The sequence below is a fragment of the Nocardiopsis oceani genome, assembly GCF_054777395.1.
In genome coordinates, this window is the sequence record NZ_BAAHAR010000057.1 from 1 (window position 1) to 23,764 (window position 23,764).

21 protein-coding genes and 1 pseudogene are annotated in these 23,764 nt (G+C 70.5%); 15 read left to right on the forward strand and 7 right to left on the reverse strand.

Features of this window, described 5'->3' with window-relative positions; all coding sequences use genetic code 11:
• On the forward strand, window positions 1-230 hold a 230-nt coding region (locus tag ACYVDG_RS28250), incomplete at its 5' end, for an HNH endonuclease signature motif containing protein (RefSeq protein WP_460760814.1).
• A gap of 627 nt (window positions 231-857) precedes the next feature.
• Here the strand turns inward: ACYVDG_RS28250 and ACYVDG_RS28255 are convergent.
• Genes ACYVDG_RS28255 through ACYVDG_RS28265 form a run of 3 tightly spaced genes read right to left on the reverse strand, consistent with a single transcriptional unit; the run spans window position 858 to window position 5,796 of the window.
• Entirely contained in the window at window positions 858-2,015 is a 1,158-nt protein-coding gene (locus ACYVDG_RS28255; RefSeq protein WP_460760818.1) for an acyl-CoA dehydrogenase family protein, read from the reverse strand.
• Window positions 2,012-4,168 carry an acetyl/propionyl/methylcrotonyl-CoA carboxylase subunit alpha gene (locus tag ACYVDG_RS28260; RefSeq protein WP_460760951.1) on the reverse strand — a complete coding sequence of 719 codons (2,157 nt, stop codon included), beginning with the start codon at window positions 4,166-4,168 and terminating at the stop codon, window positions 2,012-2,014. The genes ACYVDG_RS28255 and ACYVDG_RS28260 overlap by 4 nt, the downstream gene beginning before the upstream one ends.
• Before the next feature lie 17 nt (window positions 4,169-4,185).
• Entirely contained in the window at window positions 4,186-5,796 is a 1,611-nt protein-coding gene (locus ACYVDG_RS28265; RefSeq protein WP_460760955.1) for a carboxyl transferase domain-containing protein, read from the reverse strand.
• A 137-nt stretch (window positions 5,797-5,933) separates the two neighbouring features.
• Here ACYVDG_RS28265 and ACYVDG_RS28270 point away from each other — a divergent pair, with 137 nt between their 5' ends.
• The gene (locus ACYVDG_RS28270; RefSeq protein ID WP_460760823.1) at window positions 5,934-6,617 is read left to right on the forward strand and encodes an SACE_7040 family transcriptional regulator; all 684 of its coding nucleotides are present in this window, start codon (window positions 5,934-5,936) and stop codon (window positions 6,615-6,617) included.
• A 104-nt stretch (window positions 6,618-6,721) separates the two neighbouring features.
• Window positions 6,722-8,188 (forward strand): catalase, encoded by a 1,467-nt coding sequence (locus tag ACYVDG_RS28275; RefSeq protein WP_460760826.1) that lies wholly within the window; start codon window positions 6,722-6,724, stop codon window positions 8,186-8,188.
• A 111-nt stretch (window positions 8,189-8,299) separates the two neighbouring features.
• On the opposite strand, the gene ACYVDG_RS28280 is transcribed toward ACYVDG_RS28275, so the two are convergent.
• A complete protein-coding gene (locus ACYVDG_RS28280; protein WP_460760831.1) occupies window positions 8,300-8,794 on the reverse strand; it encodes a hypothetical protein in 495 nt (164 codons plus the stop codon).
• 303 nt (window positions 8,795-9,097) lie between these two features.
• Between ACYVDG_RS28280 and ACYVDG_RS28285 the strand changes: the two genes are divergently transcribed.
• Window positions 9,098-10,474: an NAD(P)/FAD-dependent oxidoreductase gene (locus tag ACYVDG_RS28285; protein WP_460760834.1), complete on the forward strand. Its 1,377-nt coding sequence runs from the start codon at window positions 9,098-9,100 to the stop codon at window positions 10,472-10,474.
• Here the strand turns inward: ACYVDG_RS28285 and ACYVDG_RS28290 are convergent.
• Both ACYVDG_RS28290 and ACYVDG_RS28295 read right to left on the reverse strand, forming a co-directional pair.
• Window positions 10,459-11,115 carry a metal-sensitive transcriptional repressor family protein gene (locus ACYVDG_RS28290; RefSeq protein WP_460760839.1) on the reverse strand — a complete coding sequence of 219 codons (657 nt, stop codon included), beginning with the start codon at window positions 11,113-11,115 and terminating at the stop codon, window positions 10,459-10,461. The two genes, ACYVDG_RS28285 and ACYVDG_RS28290, sit on opposite strands and share 16 nt — an antisense overlap.
• An 86-nt stretch (window positions 11,116-11,201) precedes the next feature.
• Window positions 11,202-11,492: a metal-sensitive transcriptional regulator gene (locus tag ACYVDG_RS28295; RefSeq protein WP_460760843.1), complete on the reverse strand. Its 291-nt coding sequence runs from the start codon at window positions 11,490-11,492 to the stop codon at window positions 11,202-11,204.
• A 192-nt stretch (window positions 11,493-11,684) separates the two neighbouring features.
• Between ACYVDG_RS28295 and ACYVDG_RS28300 the strand changes: the two are divergent.
• The 5 genes and pseudogenes from ACYVDG_RS28300 to ACYVDG_RS28320 form a co-directional block, all read left to right on the forward strand.
• A pseudogene (locus ACYVDG_RS28300) lies at window positions 11,685-11,927 on the forward strand (DUF2630 family protein); the annotation flags it as partial.
• A gap of 114 nt (window positions 11,928-12,041) precedes the next feature.
• Window positions 12,042-12,743 (forward strand): DUF4126 domain-containing protein, encoded by a 702-nt coding sequence (locus ACYVDG_RS28305; RefSeq protein WP_460760846.1) that lies wholly within the window; start codon window positions 12,042-12,044, stop codon window positions 12,741-12,743.
• Window positions 12,744-12,796: 53 nt separating this feature from the next.
• Window positions 12,797-13,474, forward strand: coding sequence for an HAD family hydrolase (locus ACYVDG_RS28310; protein ID WP_460760849.1), 678 nt, complete (start codon window positions 12,797-12,799; stop codon window positions 13,472-13,474).
• A 232-nt stretch (window positions 13,475-13,706) separates the two neighbouring features.
• Entirely contained in the window at window positions 13,707-15,728 is a 2,022-nt protein-coding gene (locus ACYVDG_RS28315; RefSeq protein ID WP_460760852.1) for an acetoacetate--CoA ligase, read from the forward strand.
• A 159-nt stretch (window positions 15,729-15,887) separates the two neighbouring features.
• A complete protein-coding gene (locus ACYVDG_RS28320) occupies window positions 15,888-17,153 on the forward strand; it encodes a heparan-alpha-glucosaminide N-acetyltransferase domain-containing protein (protein WP_460760855.1) in 1,266 nt (421 codons plus the stop codon).
• A 48-nt stretch (window positions 17,154-17,201) separates the two neighbouring features.
• On the opposite strand, the gene ACYVDG_RS28325 is transcribed toward ACYVDG_RS28320, so the two are convergent.
• On the reverse strand, window positions 17,202-17,888 hold the full coding sequence (locus ACYVDG_RS28325; protein WP_460760858.1) for a hypothetical protein: 687 nt from the start codon (window positions 17,886-17,888) through the stop codon (window positions 17,202-17,204).
• A gap of 371 nt (window positions 17,889-18,259) precedes the next feature.
• On the opposite strand from ACYVDG_RS28325, the gene deoC reads away from it, so the two are divergent.
• The 6 genes from deoC to ACYVDG_RS28355 all read left to right on the forward strand — a co-directional run bounded on the left by deoC (window position 18,260) and on the right by ACYVDG_RS28355 (window position 23,738).
• Window positions 18,260-19,207, forward strand: coding sequence for a deoxyribose-phosphate aldolase (deoC, locus tag ACYVDG_RS28330; RefSeq protein WP_460760861.1), 948 nt, complete (start codon window positions 18,260-18,262; stop codon window positions 19,205-19,207).
• 4 nt (window positions 19,208-19,211) lie between these two features.
• Complete coding sequence (locus tag ACYVDG_RS28335) at window positions 19,212-20,642, forward strand: aldehyde dehydrogenase family protein (RefSeq protein WP_460760864.1); 1,431 nt, start codon at window positions 19,212-19,214, stop codon at window positions 20,640-20,642.
• Between the two features lie 25 nt (window positions 20,643-20,667).
• Window positions 20,668-21,603, forward strand: a complete 936-nt coding sequence (locus ACYVDG_RS28340) for an aldehyde dehydrogenase family protein (RefSeq protein ID WP_460760960.1) — start codon at window positions 20,668-20,670, stop codon at window positions 21,601-21,603.
• Between the two features lie 67 nt (window positions 21,604-21,670).
• Window positions 21,671-22,309, forward strand: coding sequence for a GNAT family N-acetyltransferase (locus tag ACYVDG_RS28345; protein WP_460760867.1), 639 nt, complete (start codon window positions 21,671-21,673; stop codon window positions 22,307-22,309).
• Window positions 22,306-22,944, forward strand: a complete 639-nt coding sequence (locus tag ACYVDG_RS28350) for a GNAT family N-acetyltransferase (RefSeq protein ID WP_460760869.1) — start codon at window positions 22,306-22,308, stop codon at window positions 22,942-22,944. The genes ACYVDG_RS28345 and ACYVDG_RS28350 overlap by 4 nt, the downstream gene beginning before the upstream one ends.
• Window positions 22,941-23,738: a purine-nucleoside phosphorylase gene (locus ACYVDG_RS28355; RefSeq protein WP_460760872.1), complete on the forward strand. Its 798-nt coding sequence runs from the start codon at window positions 22,941-22,943 to the stop codon at window positions 23,736-23,738. Before ACYVDG_RS28350 ends, ACYVDG_RS28355 begins: the two co-directional genes overlap by 4 nt.
• Window positions 23,739-23,764 lie beyond the last annotated feature (26 nt).

Below are 23,764 nucleotides of genomic sequence, written 5' to 3' on the forward strand. Positions count from 1 at the left end.
AGAGGAGCTTCTCGGCCGGCGGGTCCACGAGCGCGGACAATATTCAGCCACTGTGCTCGGATCACAACCGGTTGAAGTATCGCCGGGAGACCAATCCGGAGCAGTCCGTCTGGCAGGGCCGCCCCTCTCACCGCAACCGGAACAACAACAACGACAAGGGTGGGGGCAAGGATCAGGACGGGGACCCCGACCCAACCCCCACTCCCACCCCCACACCTGAGGAGCGGTAACCCCGCCCGCCAAGGCCCTACCGCCCCACGCCCCCGTGCCCTGGCTCCCCGGCCCTCTTCCGGGGGTTCGCGTTGCACACCATGACCGGCCGCGACACCCTCAACCGGTGTGCTCCGGCGCAGGGGCCCACCCGGCCGCAGGCCGTGCTGTTCAGGGTCCGCAGGGGCGAATGACCGGCCGTGACACCCGGCCCGTAAACGCTCTGGCGGCGTGGCAGGCATCGGCCGCCAGGCCGACCGGGGTTGCCCGGCCGCCAGGCCGACCGGGGTTGCCCGGCCGGAGGCCGGGGCCGCTCGGACCTCAACCACCCGTCCCCCTTTCCCGATAGCCGCCAACCTGCCGTCGTAGCGGAGCGGGTCAAGGTGGAGCGCCGTTGACGCGCGAAGCGCTCGATGGCGTCGACCTTGAGGCGCGTAGCGGAGACGGCCACAATCGGGCGGCGGGAAAGGAGGACACCCCACCCCAGGGAGGACACCCCACCGAAGGAAGGAACCCCGAACGTCCCAAGGCAAACGCCCCAAGCCAACGGTGAAACTGAGAGGTCCTAAAGAAGGGACAGCAAACGCGGCCCCGGGGACTCCGTTGTCCTCAGGGCCGCGTGGCTATGGGGTTCGGTTACACGGGTTCTAGGCGGGCAGCCCGAGCTCCCTCGCGATGAGCATCTTCTGGACCTCGCTCGTACCCTCACCGATCTCGAGGATCTTGGCGTCGCGGTAGAAGCGGCCCACCGGGTAGTCGTTCATGAAGCCGTAGCCGCCGAACACCTGGGTGGCGTCGCGGGAGTTGTCCATCGCGGCGTTGGACGCGATGAGCTTGGCGATCGCCGCCTCCTTCTTGAAGGGCTCTCCGGCGAGCATTCGCGAGGCCGCGTCGTAGTAGGCCAGGCGCGCCGCGTACGTACGGGCCTCCATCTCGGCGATCTTGAACTGGATCGCTTGGTACTGGCCGATGCTGTTGCCGAAGGCCTGCCGCTCGTGGGCGTAGCGGACGCTCTCGTCCACGCAGCCCTGGGCCAGGCCCACGGACAGCGCCGCGATGGCGATGCGGCCCTCGTCGAGGATCCGCAGGAACTGGGCGTAACCGCGCCCGCGCTCGCCCACGAGGTTGGCCTCGGGGACGCGGCAGTCCTCGAAGACCAGCTCGTTGGTGTCCGAGGCGTTCCAGCCGACCTTCGAGTACTTCTGGCCCACGGAGAACCCGGGGGTGCCCTTGGGGACCAGGATCGACGAGATCTCCGGGCGGCCGTCCGCGCGCTTGCCGGTCACGGCGGTCACGGTAACCAGCGCGGTGATGTCGGTGCCGGAGTTGGTGATGAACGATTTCGTCCCGTTGATCACCCACTTGCCGTCCTCGAGACGTGCCGTGGTCTTGGTTCCCCCGGCGTCCGAACCGCCGTCCGGCTCGGTCAGGCCGAAGGCCCCCAGCGCCTCGCCCGAGGTCAGCTTGGGCAGATAGGTCTTCTTCTGCTCCTCGGTGCCGAACCGGTGGATGGGCATTGCGCCAAGGGAAACACCGGCCTCGAGGGTGATCGCCACGGAGGAGTCCACCCGGGCCAGCTCCTCCAGGGCCAGGCACAGGGCGAAGTAGTCGCCGCCCATGCCGCCGTGCTCCTCGGGGAACGGCAGCCCGAACAGGCCCATCTGCCCCATCTTGGCGACGATGTCGTAGGGGAAGGCCTCCCGCTCGTAGAAGTCGCCGATCACCGGCGCGACCTCGGTCCGGGCGAAGGTCTCCACGGCGGCCCGTAGGTCGGCGTGCTCGGTCGAGAGTTCGTGGCGGTTCATCGCTGCTCCTCGGTGGCGGTGGAAGGTGCGTCGGCCGGGTCCTCGGCCGACGCGGAGAGGGGTTCGACGGTGACGAGGGGGGCGTCCATGGGTACCGACGCCCCCGGCCGGACCGACACGGTGGTGACGGTCCCGTCGATCGGGGAGGGCACGGAGTGCTCCATCTTCATGGCCTCGACCACGGCGAGCGCGGTCCCGGCGGTGACCTGCTGGCCGACCTCGACCGGTACGTCGAGCACCGTGCCCGGCATGGGGCTGCGCACGGTCCCGTCGGCGGCCGCGTCGTCCTCGCGCAGCGCGGCGGCCACCGGCTCCTCGTGCAGGCTCCAGGCGGCGCCGCCGACGCCCAGCCACCGGTGCGCGGCGGCGGGGTCGTCGGCGCGGGCGTAGGTACGGGTCCGGCCGCCGTACGCGACGGTGAGCTGGGACCCGTCGGCGGAACGCCGTGCGCGGGCGGCCACCTGGGCGGGCTCGGATCCGGTCGCCTGCGGCCCGTCCGCACCCATCGGTTCGTGCGTGTCCGCTCCCGCAGGGTCCTGCCCGTCCACGGCCACCAGGTAGCGGCCAGCGGCCCCGTCACGCCGCACCCGCACCACGGCCGCGGCCTGCCCGGGCGCCCGCAGCCGCCACGGGGTCCACGCGGGGCCGCCCATCCGCCAGCCGTCGGGGACGGCGAAGCGGTCGGCGTTCGGCGGGCCCTCGAGGTCCAGCTGGTGGTCCAGCGCGGCGGCCGCGTACACCTCCTCGGGTACCCCCTCGGGCGCGGGGGCGGGAGGGTCGGCGGCGATGAGGTCGGTGCTCAGGTCGCCGGCGACCACACGCGGATGGCGCAGCAGCCGGCGCAGGTAGGCGGTATTGGTGACACAGCCGAGCAGCAGGTAGGAGCCGAGCGCCGCGTCCATCCGGTCCAGCGCCTCGGACCGGTCCGAGCCCCAGGTGATGACCTTGGCCAGCATGGGGTCGAAGTCGGAGGTCACCGCGCCGCCCTCGGCGATACCCGAATCCACGCGCACGCCCGGTCCCGCGGGCGCGTGCAGCGCCAGGATCGGCCCGCCCGAGGGCAGGAATCCGCGGTCGGCGTCCTCGGCGTAGATCCGCGACTCCACCGCGTGCCCGGCCCAGGACACCTCGTCCTGGACGAACGGCAGCGCCTCCCCGGCGGCCACGCGGACCTGGAGTTCGACCAGGTCGACGCCGCGCTCGCCGCGGACAGCCACGACCTCCTCGGTGACGGGGTGCTCGACCTGCAGGCGGGTGTTCATCTCCAGGAAGGAGAACGCGACCTCTTCGCCGTCGGTCTCGGCGATGAACTCCACGGTTCCGGCCCCCACGTACCCGCAGGAGCGGGCGGCGGCCACGGCGGCCGCGCCCATGGTGGCGCGCTGTGCGTCGGTGAGCAGCGGCGACGGCGCCTCCTCCACCACCTTCTGGTGGCGGCGCTGCAGGCTGCACTCGCGTTCGCCCAGGTGCAGGACGTTGCCGTGGCCGTCGGCCATGACCTGCACCTCGATATGGCGCGGCCGCTGGACCAGTTTCTCCACGAGCAGGGTGGCGTCGCCGAAGGAGGCCAGGGCCTCGCGGCGGGCGGCCGCGGCGTCGGCGAGCAGGGTGTCGGGGGAGTGGACGGCCCGCATGCCCTTGCCGCCGCCCCCGGCGGAGGGCTTGATGAGCAGCGGATAGCCGGTCTCCTCGGCGGCGCGCCGGAGCTCGTCGTCGGCCAGGGGTTGCCCGGGCTTCTCGGTGAAACCGCCGAGGACGGGAACGCCGGCTGCGGCCACGGTGTCCTTGGCGCGGATCTTGTCGCCCATGGCCTCGATGGCGGAGGCGGGCGGGCCGATGAAGACCAGCCCGGAGTCGGTGCAGTGCCGGGCGAAATCGGCGTTCTCGGACAGGAAGCCGTAGCCGGGGTGGACCGCCGTGGCGCCGCTGTCCAGCGCGGCGGCGACGATCGCGTCGGCGTCCAGGTAGTGCTCCACCCGGAACGCCTCGTCGGCGGCGAGCGTGTGCGGGGCCTCGGAGTCGGCGTCGGTGTGCACCGTGACCGGGCTGATACCCATCCGGCGCAGGGTGCGCATGATCCGGAGCGCGATCTCGCCGCGGTTGGCGACCAGCACGGTCGCCGGTGTACTGCTGCCTGATGAACTGGTGGGCATCGTGGTCAAGGGTTTCCTCACATCCGGAAGACGCCGTAGCCCACCGGGTCCAGCGGCGTGTGGCGGGCGGCGGACAGGGCCATGGCGAGCACGTCGCGGGTGTCGGCGGGGTCGATGACGCCGTCGTCCCACAGGCGGGCGGTGGAGTAGTAGGGGCTGCCCTGCTCCTCGTACTGGTCGCGGATGGGCGCCTTGAAGGCCTCCTCTTCCTCGGCCGACCACTCCTCGCCGCGCGCCTCCTTCTGGTCGCGGCGGACGGTGGAGAGCACTGAGGAGGCCTGTTCGCCGCCCATCACGGAGATGCGGGCGTTGGGCCACATCCACAGGAAGCGGGGCGAGTAGGCGCGGCCGCACATCGAGTAGTTGCCCGCGCCGAAGGAACCGCCGATGACCACGGTGAACTTGGGGACGCGGGCGCAGGCCACGGCGGTGACCATCTTGGCGCCGTGCTTGGCGATGCCGCCCGCCTCGTAGTCGCGGCCGACCATGAACCCGGAGATGTTCTGCAGGAACACGAGCGGGATCGAGCGGCGGTCGCACAACTCGATGAAGTGCGCGCCCTTGAGCGCGGACTCGGCGAACAGGATGCCGTTATTGGCGATGATCCCGACGGGGTGGCCGTTGATGTGCGCGAACCCGGTGACCAGGGTGGTGCCGTACTCGCTCTTGAACTCGGTGAACTCGCTGCCGTCGACGACGCGGCCGATGACCTCGCGCACGTCGTACGGGGTCCGGGTGTCGGCGGGCACCACCCCGTAGAGCTCTTCGGGGTCGAGCTCGGGCGGGCGCGGTTCGCGGACCTCCCAGGCCGGGGGGTCGAGCGGGCCGAGGGTGTCGGCGATCCGGCGCACCTTGGTGAGGGCGTCGGCGTCGTCGTCGGCGAGGTGGTCGGTGACCCCGGAGACCCGGGAGTGCAGGTCGCCGCCGCCCAGGTCCTCGGCGGTGACCTCCTCGCCGGTGGCCGCCTTCACCAGGGGCGGGCCGCCCAGGAAGATGGTGCCCTGTTCGCGGACGATCACGGCCTCGTCGCTCATCGCCGGGACGTAGGCGCCGCCGGCGGTGCACGAGCCCAGGACCGCGGCGATCTGCGGGATGCCGGCCCGGGACATGGTGGCCTGGTTGTAGAAGATGCGGCCGAAGTGCTCCCGGTCGGGGAAGACGTCGTCCTGCATGGGGAGGAAGGCGCCGCCGGAGTCGGCCAGGTACACGCAGGGGAGGCGGTTGTGCAGCGCCACTTCCTGGGCGCGCAGGTGTTTCTTGACCGTCACCGGGTAGTAGCTGCCGCCCTTGACCGTGGCGTCGTTGGCGACCACGACCACCGGCCGACCGGCGACGCGGCCCACCCCGGCGATCATCCCGGCGCCGGGGGCGTCGTGGCCGTCCTTGCCGTAGAGGCCGTACGCGGCCAGCGGTGCGATCTCCAGGAACGGCGAACCGGGGTCGAGGAGGAGGTCGACGCGGTCGCGGGGGAGGAGCTTGCCGCGTTCGACGTGTCGGGCGCGGGTCTTCTCGGGGCCGCCGAGAGCCGCGGTCGCGATCCGCTCCCGCAGCTCCAGCGCGAGCGCACGGTTCGCGGCGTCGTTGGCGGCGAACGCGGGACCGGCGGTGTCCACCGCCGAACCGAGCACAGGTGCCCTGCTCATAGAGTCCTCTCGTGGAGGGATGTTAATGCTCACTAACAACAGTGATGTTAGTAACTACTAACATGGGTGTCCAGAGTCCGGATGGCATGAGTCATCGGACGGGGCCGAGGAGAGGCGGGCGCATGGGCGCGAGACCGGCGAGTCACAGATCGACGGGCCAGTCGACAGGACAGCAGTCGACGGGCCAGTCGACAGGGCAGCAGGGGCAGCATTCTGCGGGCCAGCGGCCGATCGGACAGCGGCGGACCGCGATCCTGGGTGCGGCGGCCGAACTCTTCGCCGCGCGCGGCTACCGGGGCGTGACCATCGACGACCTCGGCCGCGCGGTGGGCACCACGGGCCCGGCGCTCTACCGGCACTTCCCCGGCAAGGAGGCGCTGCTCGGCGAGGTCCTCGTGGACATCAGCGAGCGCCTCGCCGAACAGGGGCGCAGTCTGGTCGGCCGGGCCGACGGCCCCGAAGCGGCCCTGGAGTCCCTGCTGCGCGGACACATCGAGTTCTCGCTGGACGAGCCCGACCTCATCACCGTCCACGACCGGGAGCTGGGCAACCTCACCGACCAGGACCGCCGCCGGGTCCGGCGCCTCCAACGCGGTTACGTGGAGGAGTGGGTCAACGTCCTCGCCGAACTGCGCCCCGAAACCTCACCCGCCGCGCTGCGCGCGTCGGTGCACGCCGCCTTCGGTCTGCTCAACTCCACCCCGCACAGCCGGGGCGACCTGTCCCGCGAGGAGATGGCCGACCTGCTCCTGAGCATGGGCACCGCGGCGCTGCTCGCCGCAGGGCCCGCCCCATCGCCGACATGAACCCCCATTGATCGTCCCTTGAACCGCTCGCGGGTAGGGGGCGCACAGACACCCCGGACCCGACATCCGGGGCGTGCGCGTACACCTACGAGGGGGAAAGTTCCATGGTCGACAACCGACCGGAGTCCCGGGCCACCACCACGAACGCGGGCATCCCCGTGGCCAGTGACGAACACTCGCTGAGCGTGGGCAGGGACGGGCCCCTGGTGCTCCACGACGCCTACCTCATCGAGAAGATGGCCCAGTTCAACCGGGAACGCGTCCCCGAGCGCGTGGTCCACGCCAAGGGCAGCGGCGCCTACGGTGTCTTCCGCGTGACCAACGACGTCAGCCAGTACACCTGCGCGGACGTCTTCCAGCCCGGCCGGGAGACCCCGATGCTGGCCCGGTTCTCCACCGTGGCGGGTGAGATGGGCAGCCCCGACACGTGGCGTGACCCGCGCGGCTTCGCGTTGAAGTTCTACACGCGCGAGGGCAACTACGACATGGTCGGCAACAACACCCCGGTGTTCTTCATGAAGGACCCCCAGAAGTTCCAGGACTTCATCCGGTCCCAGAAGCGCGACCCGCGCACCGGCCTGCGGGACAACACCATGCAGTGGGACTACTGGTCGCTGTCGCCGGAGTCCTCGCACCAGGTGACCTGGCTGATGGGTGACCGGGGCATTCCGAAGACCTGGCGCAACATGGACGGGTTCAGTTCGCACACCTACCAGTGGATCAACGCCAAGGGGCAGCGCTTCTGGGTGAAGTACCACTTCCGGACCGACCAGGGCAACGACTTCCTCACCCAGGAGGAGTCGGACCGGCTGGCCGGTGAGGACGCCGACCACCACCGCAGGGATCTGTTCGAGGCGATCGAGCGCGGCGACCATCCGTCCTGGACGCTGAGCATGCAGATCATGCCGGTCGACGAGGCCGCGAACTACCGGTTCAACCCGTTCGACCTGACCAAGGTGTGGTCCAAGGGCGACTACCCGCTGATCGAGGTCGGCCGGATGACGCTGAACCAGAACCCGGAGAACCACCACATCCACATCGAGCAGGCCGCCTTCGAGCCCTCGAACCTGGTGTCGGGCATCGGCCCGTCGCCGGACAAGATGCTGCTGTCCCGGCTGTTCTCCTACCCCGACACCCACCGCTACCGGATCGGGGTCAACTACACGGAGCTGCCGCCCAACCGGCCGCACGTGCCGGTGCGCTCCTATGCCAAGGACGGGCAGATGCGCCAGTACCCGCCGAACACCGGCGCCGTCTACCACCCGAACTCCTTCGGCGGCCCCAGCGCGGGCAGCGAGGAAGGGGTCGACCAGGCCAGCTGGCAGGTGGAGGCCGCCGACCTGGTGCGCGAGGCCTACACTCAGCACCGCGACGACGACGACGTCACCCAGCCGCGGTCGCTGATCCGCGACGTCATGGACGACGCGGCCCGCGACCGCCTCGTGAACAACGTGGTCGGTCACATCTCCGCCGTCACCGACGACGGCGTCCGGGCACGCGCGGTGAAGTACTGGACCGACATCGACCCGGGGATCGGCGAGCGCGTCTCCGCGGGGCTTAACGGCAGCTGACCGAAGCCGGACCCACCGAGCACACGGTACTCAGCGAACACACAAGGGGGCGGGCGGTCGATGACCGCCCGCCCCCGCCCTGCGGAGTCCGGGTCACGGACCCCGTGCGGGTCAGGTGAGGTCGGTGACGCCACCGACCTCGTCGGTGATCTCGTCGACCGGCGCCTCGACGTCCTCCACCGGCACATCGACGTCGTCGGTGACATCGTCGGTGTCGGCGGGCAGGTCATCGGTGCCGACCGGGAGGTCGAGCTCCTCAAGAGCGCCCAGCGGGTCCTCGAGCTCCAGCAGAGCCTCGAGCGCCTCCAGCGCGTCGGGGTCGCTGAGCAGCTCCACCGCGTCCTCGTCGGCCAGGACTTCCTGTACCTGCGGATCCTCCAGGAGGGCCTCCGCCTCGGGGGACAGCTCCTCGACCGGTTCGGTGACGTCCTCCACCGGCTCCGTGACGTCCCCTTCGGGGTCGGTGACGTCCTCCACGGGCTCCGTGACCTCGTCGACGTGCTCGGTGACGTCGTCCGGCGGGTCGGCGAAGGCGGCCCCCGCCCCGAACACGGTCAATCCTCCGGCCAGCACGGTGGTGGCGGCGATCTTGCTGAACGCACGCATACGCGTTCCTTGCCCCTTTCTGTGACACGGATCAGCACTCTCGGTTCGTGCATGACCACACACAGTTGCCTAGTCTGCGCCAAAAGACACCACTTGGGGGTTTCACGAGCTTGAAATGCCCGTCTACCTTTCCGCTCCGGGACCAACGGGTGACAAAGTCCCAGCTCCGCCCCGCGTGGGGATGCCCGGAATCCGGCCTTCCGCCCGTACATTCGGAAGGGGTGAACGGGGTACGCCCGCGTCCGACGGCCCGCAGACGCGAAGGACGTCCCGCCCCCGACACTGAGAAGGAGCGGTGTACTTATGTCTCGGCCTCGCATCGTGGTGGTCGGAGCCGGTTTCGCCGGACTTCACACCCTGCGCCACCTCGAGCGCCGCATTCCCACGGGCGCTGCTGATATCGCCCTCGTGGCGCCAAACGACTACATGCTCTACAGCCCGCTGCTGCCCCAAGTGGCCTCCGGGATGCTCACGCCGCAGTCGATCGCCATGTCGGTGCACCGGCTCACCCGGCAGACCAGGCTCGTCCCCGGCTACGCGATCGGAGTCGACACCCGGAACCGCACGGTTGTCGTGCGCAAAGCCAGCGGCGAGCTCGCCCCCTGCCCCTACGACCGGCTCGTGCTCGCCCCGGGGTCGATGACCCGCGAGTTCGACATCCCGGGGCTCACCGAACACGCCTACGGGGCCAAGACCCTCGCCGAGGCGGTACTGCTGCGCGACCACGTACTGGGCCAGCTGGAACTGGCCAACGACTCGCGCGACCCGGTCGAACGGGAGGAGCGCTGCCGCTTCGTCGTGGTCGGCGGCGGATACACCGGCGTGGAGACGGCCGCCTCACTGAAACGGCTCTGCGAGGAGGCGGCCAGGCGCTACCCCGAGCTGCGCTCGGTCATCCGCTGGCACCTCGTCGACATCGCGCCAAAGGTACTGCCCGAACTCGGTGACCGTCTCGGCCGCAAGGCCCTCGACCTGCTCCGCAACCTGGGCATCGAGGTGAAACTGAAGGTCACCGTCCGGGAGGTGACCGCTGACAAGGTGGTGCTCACCGACGGGCGGGCCCTGCCCTGCCGGACCCTCATCTGGACGGCGGGGGTCACACCCAGCCCGCTGATGGAGACCCTGGGCAAACCGACCCAGCGGGGGCGCCTGGAGGTCGGCACCGACCTGGCCGTGCCGGGCCAGCCCGACGTCTTCGCGCTCGGCGACGCCGCAGCGGTGCCCGACCTCTCGCAGGGCGACAGCGCCTACTGCCCGCCCACGGCCCAGTACGCCAGCAGGCAGGCCGCCACTGCGGCCCACAACGTGGTCAACTCGGTCCTCGGCAGGCCGCTGCGCGATTTCCAGCACAAGGACCTGGGCCTCGTGGTGGACCTGAGCGGTAAGGACGCGCTGGCCAGGATCATGCAGTTCGACCTGAGCGGGCTGCCGGCGCTGGCCGTCACCCGCGGTTACCACATGATGTCGGTGCCGTCCTCGCCCGCTCGTGCCAGGATCGCCGCCAACTGGGGGATCCGAGCCGTGACCGGGGGAGAGGTCTCCCGCCTGGGGTTCGCCGACCACGGCCGCCCCTCGTCGTTCGTGGCCAACGAGTCGGTCAACTACCTGGACGCGGCGGCCTCCCGGTCGGAGGGTGCGCGCCTGCTGGAGAACGAGCGGGAGCGCTACGGCGACGACTGATCCGCTTCGGCGCCGGCCGCAGAACCGCGTCGGCGCAGGTACATGATGAGGGCGGTCGCCACCGCGATGAGGGTGAGGGCGAGGGCGACCTGCCAGAACCCGAAGCTCTCGGCGAGGTTGGCGAAGAACCGGCGGCTCGCGGAGTCGGGGTCGGCGAGGATGGCCGCGGCGAACGCGAGGGACAGGGCGGTGGTGGCTACCGCCGCCACCGCCCCGCGCGCTCCGGTCAGTCCCATCCGGCGGCGCAGGACGCCGCCCGCCTCGATGATCCGGGTGACCCGGACCAGGCGCAGAGTCGCGGCTACCCGGGCCAGACGAAGCACCTGTGCCGGTCCGAGGGTGAAGATCACGGCGGGAAGGGTCACCGCCGCCACGAACGTGCTCCACTTGTGGGTGCGCAGCCAGCCGAGCTTGTTCTTGGCTAGGGCGATGAGCAGGATCCACTCCGCCCACAGGACCAGCCCCGCCAGCCAGTTGACCAGGTGGCCGATCTCCGACCAGCGTCCCTCACCCCACATGCCGAGGAAGACGGCGGGTACGGATACCACCGCGCAGACCAGGACCGGCAGGGCCAGGCGGCGCTCCAGGTCGCGGGAGAAGCTGTTCGTCTCGGGGGACTCGTCGGTGCGTTCGGGGGACATGTCAGTACGTTAGCCCTGGTCTGGCGTTCGCGGGGCGGGATGGCCGGGGTCGGCCGATCGCTGGGGGAGCCCGGGACCGACCTGGATCAGGACCGGACCAGGCGGGCGATCGCGTCCGAGGCCTCGCGCACCTTCTCCTCGGCTTCCTCGCCTCCGTTGGCCACGGCGTGTGCCACGCAGTGCTTCAGGTGCTCGTCGAGCATAGAGAGGGCGAAGGAACGCAGCGCCTTGTTCACCGCCGAGGTCTGGGTGAGGATGTCGATGCAGTACTGGTCGTCCTCGACCATGCGCTGGAGGCCGCGGATCTGTCCCTCGACGCGGCGGAGTCGGTTGATGTGGCTCTGCTTGTCATTGCTGTAACCGTGGGTCGCCGCCATGCCACCGTTTCCGTGTTGTTCCTGCTCAGCTGCCATCACCATACCCCCTCAAGGTATTAAAGGGCGGAGTTTCGCGGTCTATTCCGCTCTGCCCGCCACCCCGCATGCGAGCGATTCGTCACCAACCCGGCCGTAATAGGAGTTTCCCAGACCGCAAGTGCTGATCGTCCCGCCCGCCCCGGCCATGGCGGTATCAGCGACAGCGCCGAGCAGGGCATCATGTCGACCAACCCCGGTCTGATGGACGAGGAGCACGCGCTCCACTCCGATCCTGGCGGTCTGGACGCGCACGAACGCGGGCGCATGCGAGATCTGGAGGAGGCACTCGACCAGTGCTGGGACCTCCTGCACCAGTGACGGGTCCGCAGTGAGTTCGGCCAGGCCCCGGACTCGGCGCAGTCCCGGTCCGTCAGCGAGGTCGAAGGATATCGTCAACAGCCCCAGATCCGAACCACTCGCCGTGCACGGGCGTCCACTCAGGTGACCGGTGCCGGACCGTAGTCTCGGTTCGGCACCGACCCCTGTCCGGCGCGCTCGAAGGAACCCCCCATGATCGGCACCCTCACCGGCCTTGGTCTGGCCTCCGCGGCCGGGCTCAACGCCTACATTCCCCTGCTCGTAGTGGGGCTGTTGTCCCGCTACACCGAACTGATCCCGCTCGGACCGGCCTGGGAGTGGCTCGAACACCCTGCCACGCTCATCATCCTCGCCGTGCTCCTCGTCGTGGAGTTCGCCGCGGACAAGATCCCCGCGTTGGACAGCCTCAACGACCTCGTGCAGACCGCCGTCCGCCCCACATCCGGGGGGATCACCTTCGGTGCCGGGGCCTCCGCGGTCGAACTGGCCGACATCAGCGGCGAGGCCTCAGCGGCGGTGTCCGCCGACGGGGTCTCTTGGGGCGCGGTCATCGCCGGAGTCGTCGTGGCCCTGCTCTTCCACCTGGCCAAGGCGCTGGCGCGGCCGCTCGTCAACACTTTTACTGTCGGCGCCGGTGCCCCGGTCATGTCCTTCCTCGAGGACGTCGTCAGCGCAGTGTCCTCGCTGCTGGCGGTCCTGCTGCCGGTGCTCATCCTCGTGCTGTTCCCGCTGATGGCCGTGGCCGGGGTATGGGCGGCACGGCGCGGCCGCAGGCTGCGGAAGGAACGGAAGGAACAGAAGAAACAGAAGGCGCGGCGCCGCGGCGGCAACGGTCCCCGCTGGGCGGCCGGGGAGGGCGCTGACCAGCAGCCCGACCCCCGGCACCCGGGCTGAGGTGGCAAAAAACGCATATCGGATCCGGGTCAACCCGTCGTAAAGTGCTCCCAATGGCTGAGAAGACTTCCGAGAATCCGAGCACCCACCACATCGTCTGGGACTGGAACGGCACCCTCCTCGACGACAACCACGCCAACCTCGCCGCGGTCAACGCGGTGTGCTCCCACTTCGGCCGTGAGCCGGTCGGGATGGACTACTGGCGCAGCATCTTCCGCCGCCCCCTCATCCCCTGCTACGAAGACCTCCTTGGGCGGAGCTTCGAGGAGGGCGAGTGGCAGCGGGCCGAGAAGCTCTACGACAGCAGTTACCAGGAGTACCTCCACACCTGCGAACTCGCCGTCGGCGTCCCCGACGTGCTCCACCAGTGGAAGGGTACGGGCGGCAGCCAGTCGCTGCTGTCCATGGCCTCGCACGACCACTTGGTGCCCCTCATCGACGAGCGCGGCCTGACCTCGCACTTCACTCGGGTCGACGGCCGAAAGTTCGACACCGAACACGACTCCAAGGCCGAGCACCTGGTGCACCACCTGAAGCACCAGGACCTCGACCCGGCCGGCGTCGTTCTCATCGGTGACATCGACGACGACGCCCGCGCCGCCCGCGAGGCCGGGGCCCGGGCCATCCTTGTGGCCAGCGGACTCATGGCCCGTGAGCGCCTCGAGGCGACCGGCGCCATGGTTGTGGAGTCACCCGTGGCGGCGGTCGCTGCCCTCCGCGAACTGGGTTAGACCGCCGACGGGAGTCTCCTGGAACTCCCGACCGCGATCCAGGTGGGACGCCCACTCTCGGAAGCCCCTCCGGGAGTGGATGTCCCACACCCCGGTGCGCCCACTGTGACCTGCGTACTTCCCTGAGTGTCGACTGCGCCTCTAGGCCGGACCAGCCGGTGTCCCGCGCCATGATGTGTTGTTAGATGGGGCGCACAGCAACACACAGCCACGCGATTGGGAAGGCGGGCCAATGACGGAGAGCAGCGTGCCCCGTGTGCTCTGGCAGCCCGACGAGGAGCGGATCGAGTCATCCAACATCGTCGCGTTTGCCCGGTGGGCCGCACAGGAGCGCGGAGTGAAGGCCTTCGGTGCGGGCGGCTCGACCGCGGCCGCGGACTTCGACTACGACGCCCTCTGGCGCTGGTCGGTCACCGACATCGACGGTTTCTGGGCGTCGATCTGGGAGTACTACGGCGTCCAGGCCAAGACGCCCTATGAGACTGTCCTCGGCGACCGGAGCATGCCGGGCGCCCAGTGGTTCCCCGGATCCACCCTCAACTATGCCGAACACGTCTTCGAGGGTCGCGACGCCGACGAAGTCGCCATCCGCCACGCCACCGAGCTGCGCGAGCTCGGCGCCTGGACCTGGGGCGAGCTCCGTGAGCGTACCGCCGCGATCGCCGCCGGACTCCGCGAGCTCGGAGTCGGGGAAGGCGACCGGGTCGCCGCGTACCTGCCCAACCTCCCCGAGACCGCGGCCGCGTTCTACGCCGTCGCCTCCCTCGGTGCGATCTGGTCCTCCTGCTCACCGGACTTCGGTGTGCGCAGCGTGATCGACCGCTTCGCCCAGATCGAGCCCAAGGTGCTCCTCGCCGTGGACGGCTACCGCTACGGGGGCAAGGACTTCGACCGCCGTCCGGTGGTGGAAGAATTGCGTGCCGATCTCCCCGGCCTCGAGCACACGGTCCTCCTCGACTACCTCACCCCCGGAGCCGCCCTCGACGGCACCCTGTCCTGGGGCGAGCTCGAGGAGCGCGGTGCGGGCGCCGAACTCACCTTCACGCCCGTCCCCTTCGACCACCCCCTGTGGGTGCTCTACTCCTCCGGCACCACCGGCCTGCCCAAGGCGATCGTGCAGGGCCACGGCGGCATCCTCCTCGAACAGCTCAAGAACCTGAACCTGCACCTGGACGCCCAGGCGCACGACCGGGTCTTCTGGTTCACCACCACCGGCTGGATGATGTGGAACTTCCTGGTCAGCGTCCTGCTGACCAAGGCCTCCATCGTCCTTTACGACGGCAGCCCTGCCCACCCGGCCCCCTCTTCGCCGCCCTCCAACCCGGGCCTGGGGTCGTTGTGGGACCTGACCGCCGAGGCCGGGGTCACTGTCTTCGGCACCAGCGCCGGGTACCTGTCCTCCTGCATGAAGGAGGGCGTCCGCCCGCGCCAGGGCCGCGACCTGTCCGCCCTCAAGGCGATCGGCTCCACGGGTTCCCCGCTCAGCCCCGAGGCCTTCGCCTGGGTGTACGAGGAGTTCGGCGACGACCTCTGGCTGTTCTCCACCAGCGGCGGCACCGACATCTGCAGCTGCCTGGTCGGCGGGACGCCCACCCTGCCCGTGTACGAGGGCGAGATCCAGTCCCGCGGGCTCGGCATGGCTGTGGCCGCCTGGGACCCCGACGGCAAGGAGCTGGTCGGCGAGGTCGGTGAACTCGTGGTCACCGAACCGGCCCCGTCCATGCCGGTCTTCCTCTGGGGCGACACCAGCGGGGAACGCCTGCACGACAGCTACTTCGCGGTCTACCCGGGCATCTGGCGGCACGGCGACTGGATCGAGATCACCGAACGCGGCACCGCCGTCATCTACGGCCGCTCCGACTCCACCATCAACCGCGGTGGCGTGCGCATGGGAACCAGCGAGATCTACCGTGCCGTCCTGGCACTGGACGATGTCGTGGACGCGCTGGTCGTGGACGTTCCCCAGGGCGACGGGACCTCCAAGATCGAACTCTTCACCGTGCTGCGCGAGGGCTCGGACCTCGAGGGCGACCTGCCCAAGGAGATCGCCCGCCGGATCCGTACCGACTGCTCGCCGCGGCACGTCCCGGACCGGGTCCGCGTGATCGAGTCCGTGCCCCGGACCCTCTCCGGCAAGGTGCTGGAGGTCCCGGTCAAGCGCATCCTTATGGGGGAGAGCCCGGAGAAGGTCGCCAGCCGCGACTCCCTCGCCAACCCGGAGGCGCTGGACGTGTTCAGCGACCTGTCCGACTGACCGGGTGCCCTGACTGACCGGGCGTTCTGACTGATCGGACCGGGCCGGGCGCACGTGCCCCGGCCCGGTCGGCGCTCCTCGGCCTGTGGCCGCCTGTGGCCGTCAGGGGTGCGTTAAGGCTTTTGAAGGCCTTGGTGCAGCGGACATAACCTGGCAGACGTGGCACAGAACCAGTCAGACGACACCGGAACGCCTCCCGGCGGAGTAAGCCCGGCCAGGCGCCGTATCGACGGGATCGATGCGGCGCGGGCGCTCGCGGTGTTCGGGATGTTCGCGGTCCATCTCGGGGTCATCTCCTTCGGCCTGCTGCCGGAGGAGCAGGGCTGGGAGCTCCACAGCCTCGTGCGCGGGAACTCCTCCGCCCTCTTCGCCTTCCTCGCCGGGGTCTCCCTGGCGCTCATGACCGGCCGGACCCAGCCGGTGGAGGGCGACGCCCTGCGTACGGCGGTCGTGCGCATCCTGGCGCGCTCGGTCCTCATCGGGCTGCTCGGCGTCTTCCTGGACCTGTTCGCCGTGCCCGTCGCGATCATCCTCACCTACTACGCCGGGTTCTTCGTCCTGGCACTGCCCCTCCTGCGGGCCCGGGCGGCGGTCCTGTGGACGGCCGCGGGCACGCTCGCCCTGGCGGGGCCGGTGGTGTCCTTCCTGCTGCGCGACACCCTGTTCCCCGAGGGTGTCCGGACCGCGGCGCTCACCTCGTTCCGCGAGTTCTTCCTGACCGGCTACTATCCGGCGATCACCTTCATGGCGTTCGTGTTCGCCGGGATGGCGGTCGGCCGGACGGATCTGACCGCCACCGCCGTGCGGATCCGGATGGCGGTCACCGGCGCGGTCCTGGCCGTGATCGGATACGTGGGCTCCTGGACGCTGATGCAGCCCTTGGGCGGCCTGGACCGGTTGACCGAGGCCGACAGCACCTTCCTCAACGGCCGTCCGCTGAGTTCCGTCGACGGGGCCACCGCCGAGGAACTGCGGGCCAACACGGTGGAGGCCTCGCACAGCATCAGCGGGCAGGTCCCCACCGACTCCTGGTGGTGGCTGGCGGTGAACACGCCGCACACCGGGACCACCTTCGAGATCTTCGAGGCGGTGGGGCAGGCGCTCATCGTCCTGGTGGTGTGCATGCTGCTCTCCGAGTGGCTGCCGCGCGTGATGTACCCGCTGAACTCCGTCGGCCGGATGCCCCTGACCGTGTACTCCGGCCACATTCTCGTCATCGCGGTGATCGTGGCGCTGCACCCGGAGAACGCCGCCGGTGGTTACTGGTACCTGGAGATGTTCATCGCGGGGTCGCTGGTCTTCGCGAGCCTGTGGCGGTACGCGGTGGGCCGGGGTCCGTTGGAGCTCGGCCTGGGCAGGTTCGCCGACGGGGTGGTCTCCGTGGTGGAGGAGGCCCGGGCCGAACGCGGCCGCCGCGGGGGCTGACCGCCCGCCTGGCGCCCCGCGGGCCGTCCCGGTTCGGCGCCCGTCGGTTCAGTGCTGGTCGGGCCGGGTGATGTGCGCCGAGGTCCGGTCCTGGTGCGCGAGGGAGTCCGTCGTGGTGCGCGTGTTCTGCCGGATGAGCCTGCGGGCGTCGTCGGCGGCCGACCGCGCCGCCGACGGGCTGGCCACCGGGCGCTCCGACAGCTCGATGTCCTCGGGCAGGCCGATGTCCATCGGCAGCCCGGCCCGGCTGATCACGCGCAGCTGGGCGGACTCCTGGGACTGGGAGGGCCTGATGTCCCCGTCCGGGGTCTTCCAGGCCGCAAGGCGGTGGGCGAACCACCGGGTGCCCCGGTATTCGGGCCCGCTCTCCCAGACCGCGCCGTCCGGGCGCTGGCCCAGGGCGTGCTGGAGGTCGGCCAGGGTCCAACCGGCGGAGAAGAACCGGGCGCTCTCGGCCTTGAGGTAGCGGAAGTCCACCCCGCGCAGGGACGTGTCCTCCCGCCGCAGCAGCTCACAGGCGTCGTGCACGGCGTGCGGGGTGTGCCGCGGGCGGTGCAGAGGATCGGCGTCGGGTTTGCGCATCAGGCCGTCGTCGATCGTCACGATCACCTCGCCCTGGCGGTTGTCCCAGATGCCCACGTCCTCGCGCGCCCATCCCTGGGACTCCGCCAGGGCCGTCGCCAACCTGCGCAGGTCGACCTGCCTGTCGTCACTGCTGATCCGGAACTCCGCCATGCCACCAGGGTAGTTGTACGACGCGTACGGCTCCTACCGCCGATCCGTACGGCCGGTCAGTTCAGACCAGGGGAGTGGTCCGGTCTAGACCGCGGAAGGGCCGGACGGCCAAGAGACCGGGGGCGGCCCCGGTGGGAAAGCTCGGTTCTGCGGGGTTTCCGCCCTTTGGTTGGATGAAAGGACGACAATCCCGGCGGTCCCCTATTGGAGTCTTCTCCAACCTTGGTCGGCGCGGGCCCGAGGGGGACTGACGCCGACCCGGCCCGGGGTTATGGTGACTGCCTGACGGCGGGGAACACCCACCCCGTACCCAGGACACGCCGTTTCCGCTGGCCGCAGCGGACGGCCCCAGTTGAACCGACGAGCTGTAGGTGCCCGTGCCCCACACCGCATTCGCGCCCGAGGCGACGACCAACCACGCGCTCCGGGCCTACCTGCACGGCCTCCCGGGGGTCGACGAGGTCGGCGCCGCTGCCCGCGCCCAGGACCTGTCCACCCGCTCCATCAAGACCACCGCCAAGGCGAACGCCATCGACCTGGCCATCTCCATGGTGGACCTGACCACGCTCGAGGGCGCCGACACACCCGGCAAGGTCCGGTCGCTGTGCGCCAAGGCGGCCGGGCCCGACCCCGCCGACCGCACCGTGCCCCGCGTGGGCGCGGTCTGCGTCTACCCGGACATGGTCGCCACCGCCGTCGAGGCGCTGCGCGGCACCGGGGTCGGGGTGGCCTCGGTCGCCACCGCCTTCCCGTCCGGGCGCGCGCCCATGGAGGTCAAACTCTCCGATACCCGGCGCGCGGTGGCTGACGGGGCGAGCGAGATCGACATGGTCATCGACCGGGGCGCGTTCCTGTCCGGTGACTACCGCAAAGTCTTCGACGAGATCGTCGCGGTCAAGGAGGCCTGCGGTGACGCGCACCTGAAGGTCATCCTGGAGACCGGCGAACTCGTCACCTACGACAACGTGCGCCGTGCCTCCCACCTGGCCATCCAGGCCGGAGGGGACTTCATCAAGACCTCCACGGGCAAGGTGTCCCCGGCCGCCACGCTGCCGGTCACCCTGATCATGCTGGAGGCCGTGCGGGACCACCACGCCGCCACCGGCCGCCACGTGGGCGTCAAACCCGCCGGCGGGATCCGCACCACCAAAGACGCCATCCGCAACCTGGTCCTGGTCAACGAGGTCGCCGGACCCGACTGGCTGACCCCGGACCTGTTCCGTATCGGTGCGTCCAGCCTGCTGAACGACCTGCTCATGCAGCGCACCAGGCTGTCCACCGGCACCTACCCGGGCCCCGACTACTACACGCAGGACTAAAGCCGTGATCTTCGAGTACGCGCCCGCACCGGAGTCCCGCTCCGTCGTCAGCCTGCGCGAGACCTACGACCTGTTCGTCGACGGCGAGTTCGGCCCGGCGGAGGGCGGTGAGTACCTCACCACCCTCAACCCGGCCGACGAGACCAAGCTCGCCCAGGTGGCCGCGGCCGGGGAAGCCGACGTCGACCGCGCCGTCGCCGCCGCCCGCCGCGCCTACGACACCGTGTGGAGCCGCATGAGCGGCGCGGAGCGCGGCAAGTACCTCTTCCGCATCGCCCGGATCATGCAGGAGCGCTCGCGCGAACTGGCCGTCCTGGAGTCGATGGACAACGGTAAGCCCATCAAGGAGGCCCGCGACGTCGACCTGCCGCTGGTCGCAGCGCACTTCTTCTACTACGCGGGCTGGGCCGACAAGCTCAACCACGCCGGGCTGGGCCCGGACCCCCGGCCGCTCGGCGTGGCCGCCCAGGTCATCCCGTGGAACTTCCCGATGCTCATGCTCGCGTGGAAGATCGCCCCGGCTCTGGCCACCGGCAACACCGTGGTGCTCAAGCCCGCCGAGACCACCCCTCTCACCGCGCTGGTCTTCGCCGAGATCTGCCAGGAGGCCGACCTGCCCCCGGGCGTGGTCAACATCCTCACCGGCGCGGGCGAGACCGGCAGGGCCCTGGTCGGGCACCCGGGCACCGACAAGGTCGCCTTCACGGGCTCCACCGGCGTCGGTCGCCAGATCGCCCGCGCGGTCGCCGGGACCGACAAGCGCGTCACCCTGGAGCTGGGTGGCAAGGGCGCCAACATCGTCTACGACGACGCCGCGCTCGACCAGGCCGTGGAGGGCGTGGTCTCGGGCATCTTCTTCAACCAGGGCCACGTCTGCTGCGCCGGTTCGCGGCTGCTCGTCCAGGAGTCCGTCGCGGACGAGTTCCTGCCCCGCCTCAAGGAGCGGATCTCTAAGCTGCGCTTGGGCGACCCGCTGGACAAGAACACCGACATCGGTGCCATCAACTCCGAGGCACAGCTGGCGCGGGTCCGCGAGCTCACCGCCACGGCCGACGAGGAGGGCGTCGAACGCTGGTCGCCCGCATGCGACCTGCCCGAGTCCGGCTACTGGTTCGCGCCCACCGTGCTCACCGGGGTCAGCCAGGCACACCGGGTGGCCCGCGAGGAGATCTTCGGCCCCGTGCTGTCGGTGCTCACCTTCCGCACGCCCGAGGAAGCCGTGGCCAAGGCCAACAACACCCCCTACGGGCTGTCCGCCGGAGTGTGGACCGAGAAGGGATCCCGCATGCTGTGGACCGCCGAGCGCCTGCGCGCCGGCGTCATCTGGTCCAACACGTTCAACAAGTTCGACCCGACCAGCCCCTTCGGCGGCTACAAGGAGTCGGGATACGGCCGCGAGGGCGGGCGACACGGTTTGGAGGCCTACCTTGGCTGAGCGGCGCGGCAGTAAGAAGAGCACGGTGAAGAAGAACGCCGGGGAGAGCGCGGCCAAGGGCGGCGGGAGCACCCATCCGCCGACCCCCGCCCGCCTGGCGGTCCGCAAGACCTACAAGCTCTACCTGGGCGGTGCCTTCCCCCGTTCGGAGTCGGGCAGGAGTTACCCCGTGACCTCAGCGGACGGAACCCACCTGGCCAACGCCTCGCTGGCCTCCCGCAAGGACGCGCGCGACGCCGTCAGCGCCGCCCGCAAGGCCTTCGGCGGCTGGTCCGGGCGGGCCGCCTACAACCGCGGCCAGATCCTGTACCGGGTCGCCGAGGTGATGGAGGGCCGCCGCGGGCAGTTCGCCGCCCAGCTCGTCGACGCGCAGGGCCTGTCCCGGGCAGCGGCGGACCGGATCGTGTCGGCTGCTGTCGACCGCTGGGTGTACTACGCGGGCTGGACGGACAAGTTCGCCCAGGTCCTGGGCGGCGCCAACCCGGTCTCGGGGCCGTTCTACAACCACTCCGCGCCCGAACCCAGCGGCGTGGTGACGGTGTTCGCGCCCCAGAACGCCCCGCTGCTCGGCCTCACCTCGGTGCTCGCCCCGGTCATCGCCACCGGCAACACTGCCGTGCTGGTCACCTCAGAGAAGGCGCCCCTGGCCGCGATCGACCTCGCGGAGGTGCTCGCCACGTCCGACCTGCCCGGAGGCGTGGTCAACCTGCTCACCGGAAAGGTCGGGGAGATCGGCCCGCACCTGGCCTCACACGCTGACGTGAACGCCCTCGACCTGACCGGAACCGGTCACCTGTCGGCGGAGTTCGAGGTGGCGGCGGCGACCACCCTTACCCGGGTGCTCCGCCCCGGTCCCGAGGCAGACGACGGTGAGGACGCCTGGCTCGACACCGACCCCGGCACCTCCCGAATGACGCCCTTCCTGGAGACCAAGACGGTCTGGCACCCGGTCGGGGTGTAAGACTGGCGGCCCGGCCCGTTCCCGCACCCGGGGACGGGTCGGCCCGACAGCCGAGTGGAGGAAGACGGTGCCAGCGAACACCCCCGAACCGGCCGAGACCCACGTTCCCGAACAGCGGCGCGTGCCCGGTCTGCGCTTGGTCCGCCTGGATCGCACCACCCCCGAGGTGGCCCTGCTGCGCGAGATCCTGCCGCGCCAGCGCGTCGCCCCCGACCAGAAGAGGTTCGTCGACGAGGCGGTACACACACTGCCGCGTGCCGACGACGACCCCGAACGCTTCCCGTTCGCGGTCATCCGCAACGACTCCGCCCTGACCGACCGGAGCTCGGCCCTCGAGGCCTGCGTAGGTTTCGGCATCATCGACCGGTGCGTGCCCGTGCTGCGCGACCTGGTCGACGACCCCGAGAACGCGGTCCTGCTACGCGCCTTCTACGTCACCCCCGAACACCAGCGGCAGGGCGTCGGTCGCGCCGCCAGCGCCGCCCCGCTCCTCGACCTGACGGTCGCCGCCATCGCACCCGGCGCCACCAAGATCGTGCTGTGCGTCAACGACGGCAACGACGCCGGTGAGCGCACCTACCGCTCGGCCGGGTTCGTCCCGACCGGACACCGCCACAACGCGGGCGCCAAGGGCTGGCAGCAGGTCATGTCGCGGCCCGTGCAGACCGGCTCCCACCCCGTCCCCCAGCTGCCGGAGAGCCTATGACCCGCTGGCGGGGTTCGAGGAAGAGGGCTGAGGCGGGCTGGGACAGTACACGGGTGCGCCTGCTCCGGTTGGACACGGAGTCCACCGAGACCGCCCTGCTCCGTGAAGCCCTGCTCGAACACGACCTGCCCCCGGAGCAGCTGCGGTTCACCGGCCTGCCGACCCAGACCCTGCCCGACGCCGACAGCGACCCCGAGCGCTTCCCGTACGCGATCGTGGCGCGGGACGAACCGTTGAACGACCTCGACGCGGCCCGGGACGCCTGCGCCGGGTTCGGGGTCCTGGACCGGGCCGTCCGCACCGGGCTGGTCGACTCGCCGGAACACGCCGTACTGCTGCGTGCCTACTACGTCACGCCACAATGGCAGGGCCGGGGAATCGGCCAGACCTCGTGCTCCGCGCCCCTGCTGGACCGCCTGGCCGCGGCGGTCGCGCCGCACGCCGACACGATCGTGCTGTGCGTCAACCAGGCCAACCAGTCGGCGCAGCGCGTCTACAAGGCCGCGGGGTTCGAGTTCGCCGGGCACACCGTTCCCGGCAACGCTGGCCCCCAAGACGTGATGGCGCGCCCCCTGGACACCGGGAACCATCCCGCGCCGCACACGCGGCACCGACGAACGGAGAACAAGCAGTGACTCGCACACCCCAGGCCGCCGCAGAGGAAGCCGCGACCGAACTGCGTTCGCGCACCGGCGTGGACAGCTATGACGTGGCCCTGGTCATGGGTTCGGGTTGGGCCCCTGCCGCGGACCTGCTCGGCGACTCCAAGCACGAACTGGCCTCCGCCGACCTTCCCGGCTTCCTGCCCCCGGCGGTGGAGGGACACAGTGGCACCGTCCGCAGCATCGCCGACGGCGACCGCAACGTGCTCGCCTTCCTGGGCCGCACCCACCTGTACGAGGGCCACGGCACCGACGTGGTCGTGCACGGTGTGCGCACCGCCGTCGCCGCGGGTGCCAAGACCGTCGTGCTCACCAACGCGGCGGGCGGCATCAACGCCGACTACGCCGTGGGCTCGCCGGTACTCATTGCCGACCACCTCAACATGACAGCGCAGTCGCCGCTCAAGGGCGCGACCTTCGTGGACCTCACCGAGACCTACAGCCCCGAGCTGCGCGCGATCGCCCGCGGGGTCGACCCGGACCTGCAGGAAGGCGTCTACGCCGCGATGCCCGGCCCGCACTTCGAGACCCCCGCCGAGATCCGCATGCTCCGGGCCATGGGCGCCGACCTGGTCGGAATGTCCACCGTCCTGGAGGCCATCGCCGCCCGCGAGGCCGGAGCGCAGGTCCTGGGCATGTCCCTGGTCACCAACATCGCCGCCGGACTGCAGGGCGCCAACCTCGACCACGAGGACGTCCTGGCCACCGGACGCGACTCCGCCGCCACCGTGGGCCGCCTGCTCGCCGACATCGTGGCCAAGTTCTAGCGGTGTTCGCCTAGGACCCTGACCGC

Bases quoted from the DNA above. Each gene is read 5' to 3' on its own strand.
- ACYVDG_RS28255 (WP_460760818.1), bottom strand. From the start codon at position 2,015: ATGAACCGCCACGAACTCTCGACCGAGCACGCCGACCTACGGGCCGCC.
- ACYVDG_RS28260 (WP_460760951.1), bottom strand. From the start codon at position 4,168: ATGCCCACCAGTTCATCAGGCAGCAGTACACCGGCGACCGTGCTGGTC.
- ACYVDG_RS28270 (WP_460760823.1), top strand. From the start codon at position 5,934: ATGGGCGCGAGACCGGCGAGTCACAGATCGACGGGCCAGTCGACAGGA.
- ACYVDG_RS28275 (WP_460760826.1), top strand. From the start codon at position 6,722: ATGGTCGACAACCGACCGGAGTCCCGGGCCACCACCACGAACGCGGGC.
- ACYVDG_RS28280 (WP_460760831.1), bottom strand. From the start codon at position 8,794: ATGCGTGCGTTCAGCAAGATCGCCGCCACCACCGTGCTGGCCGGAGGA.
- ACYVDG_RS28285 (WP_460760834.1), top strand. From the start codon at position 9,098: ATGTCTCGGCCTCGCATCGTGGTGGTCGGAGCCGGTTTCGCCGGACTT.
- ACYVDG_RS28290 (WP_460760839.1), bottom strand. From the start codon at position 11,115: ATGTCCCCCGAACGCACCGACGAGTCCCCCGAGACGAACAGCTTCTCC.
- ACYVDG_RS28295 (WP_460760843.1), bottom strand. From the start codon at position 11,492: ATGGCGGCGACCCACGGTTACAGCAATGACAAGCAGAGCCACATCAAC.
- ACYVDG_RS28305 (WP_460760846.1), top strand. From the start codon at position 12,042: ATGATCGGCACCCTCACCGGCCTTGGTCTGGCCTCCGCGGCCGGGCTC.
- ACYVDG_RS28310 (WP_460760849.1), top strand. From the start codon at position 12,797: ATGGCTGAGAAGACTTCCGAGAATCCGAGCACCCACCACATCGTCTGG.
- ACYVDG_RS28315 (WP_460760852.1), top strand. From the start codon at position 13,707: ATGACGGAGAGCAGCGTGCCCCGTGTGCTCTGGCAGCCCGACGAGGAG.
- ACYVDG_RS28325 (WP_460760858.1), bottom strand. From the start codon at position 17,888: ATGGCGGAGTTCCGGATCAGCAGTGACGACAGGCAGGTCGACCTGCGC.
- ACYVDG_RS28350 (WP_460760869.1), top strand. From the start codon at position 22,306: ATGACCCGCTGGCGGGGTTCGAGGAAGAGGGCTGAGGCGGGCTGGGAC.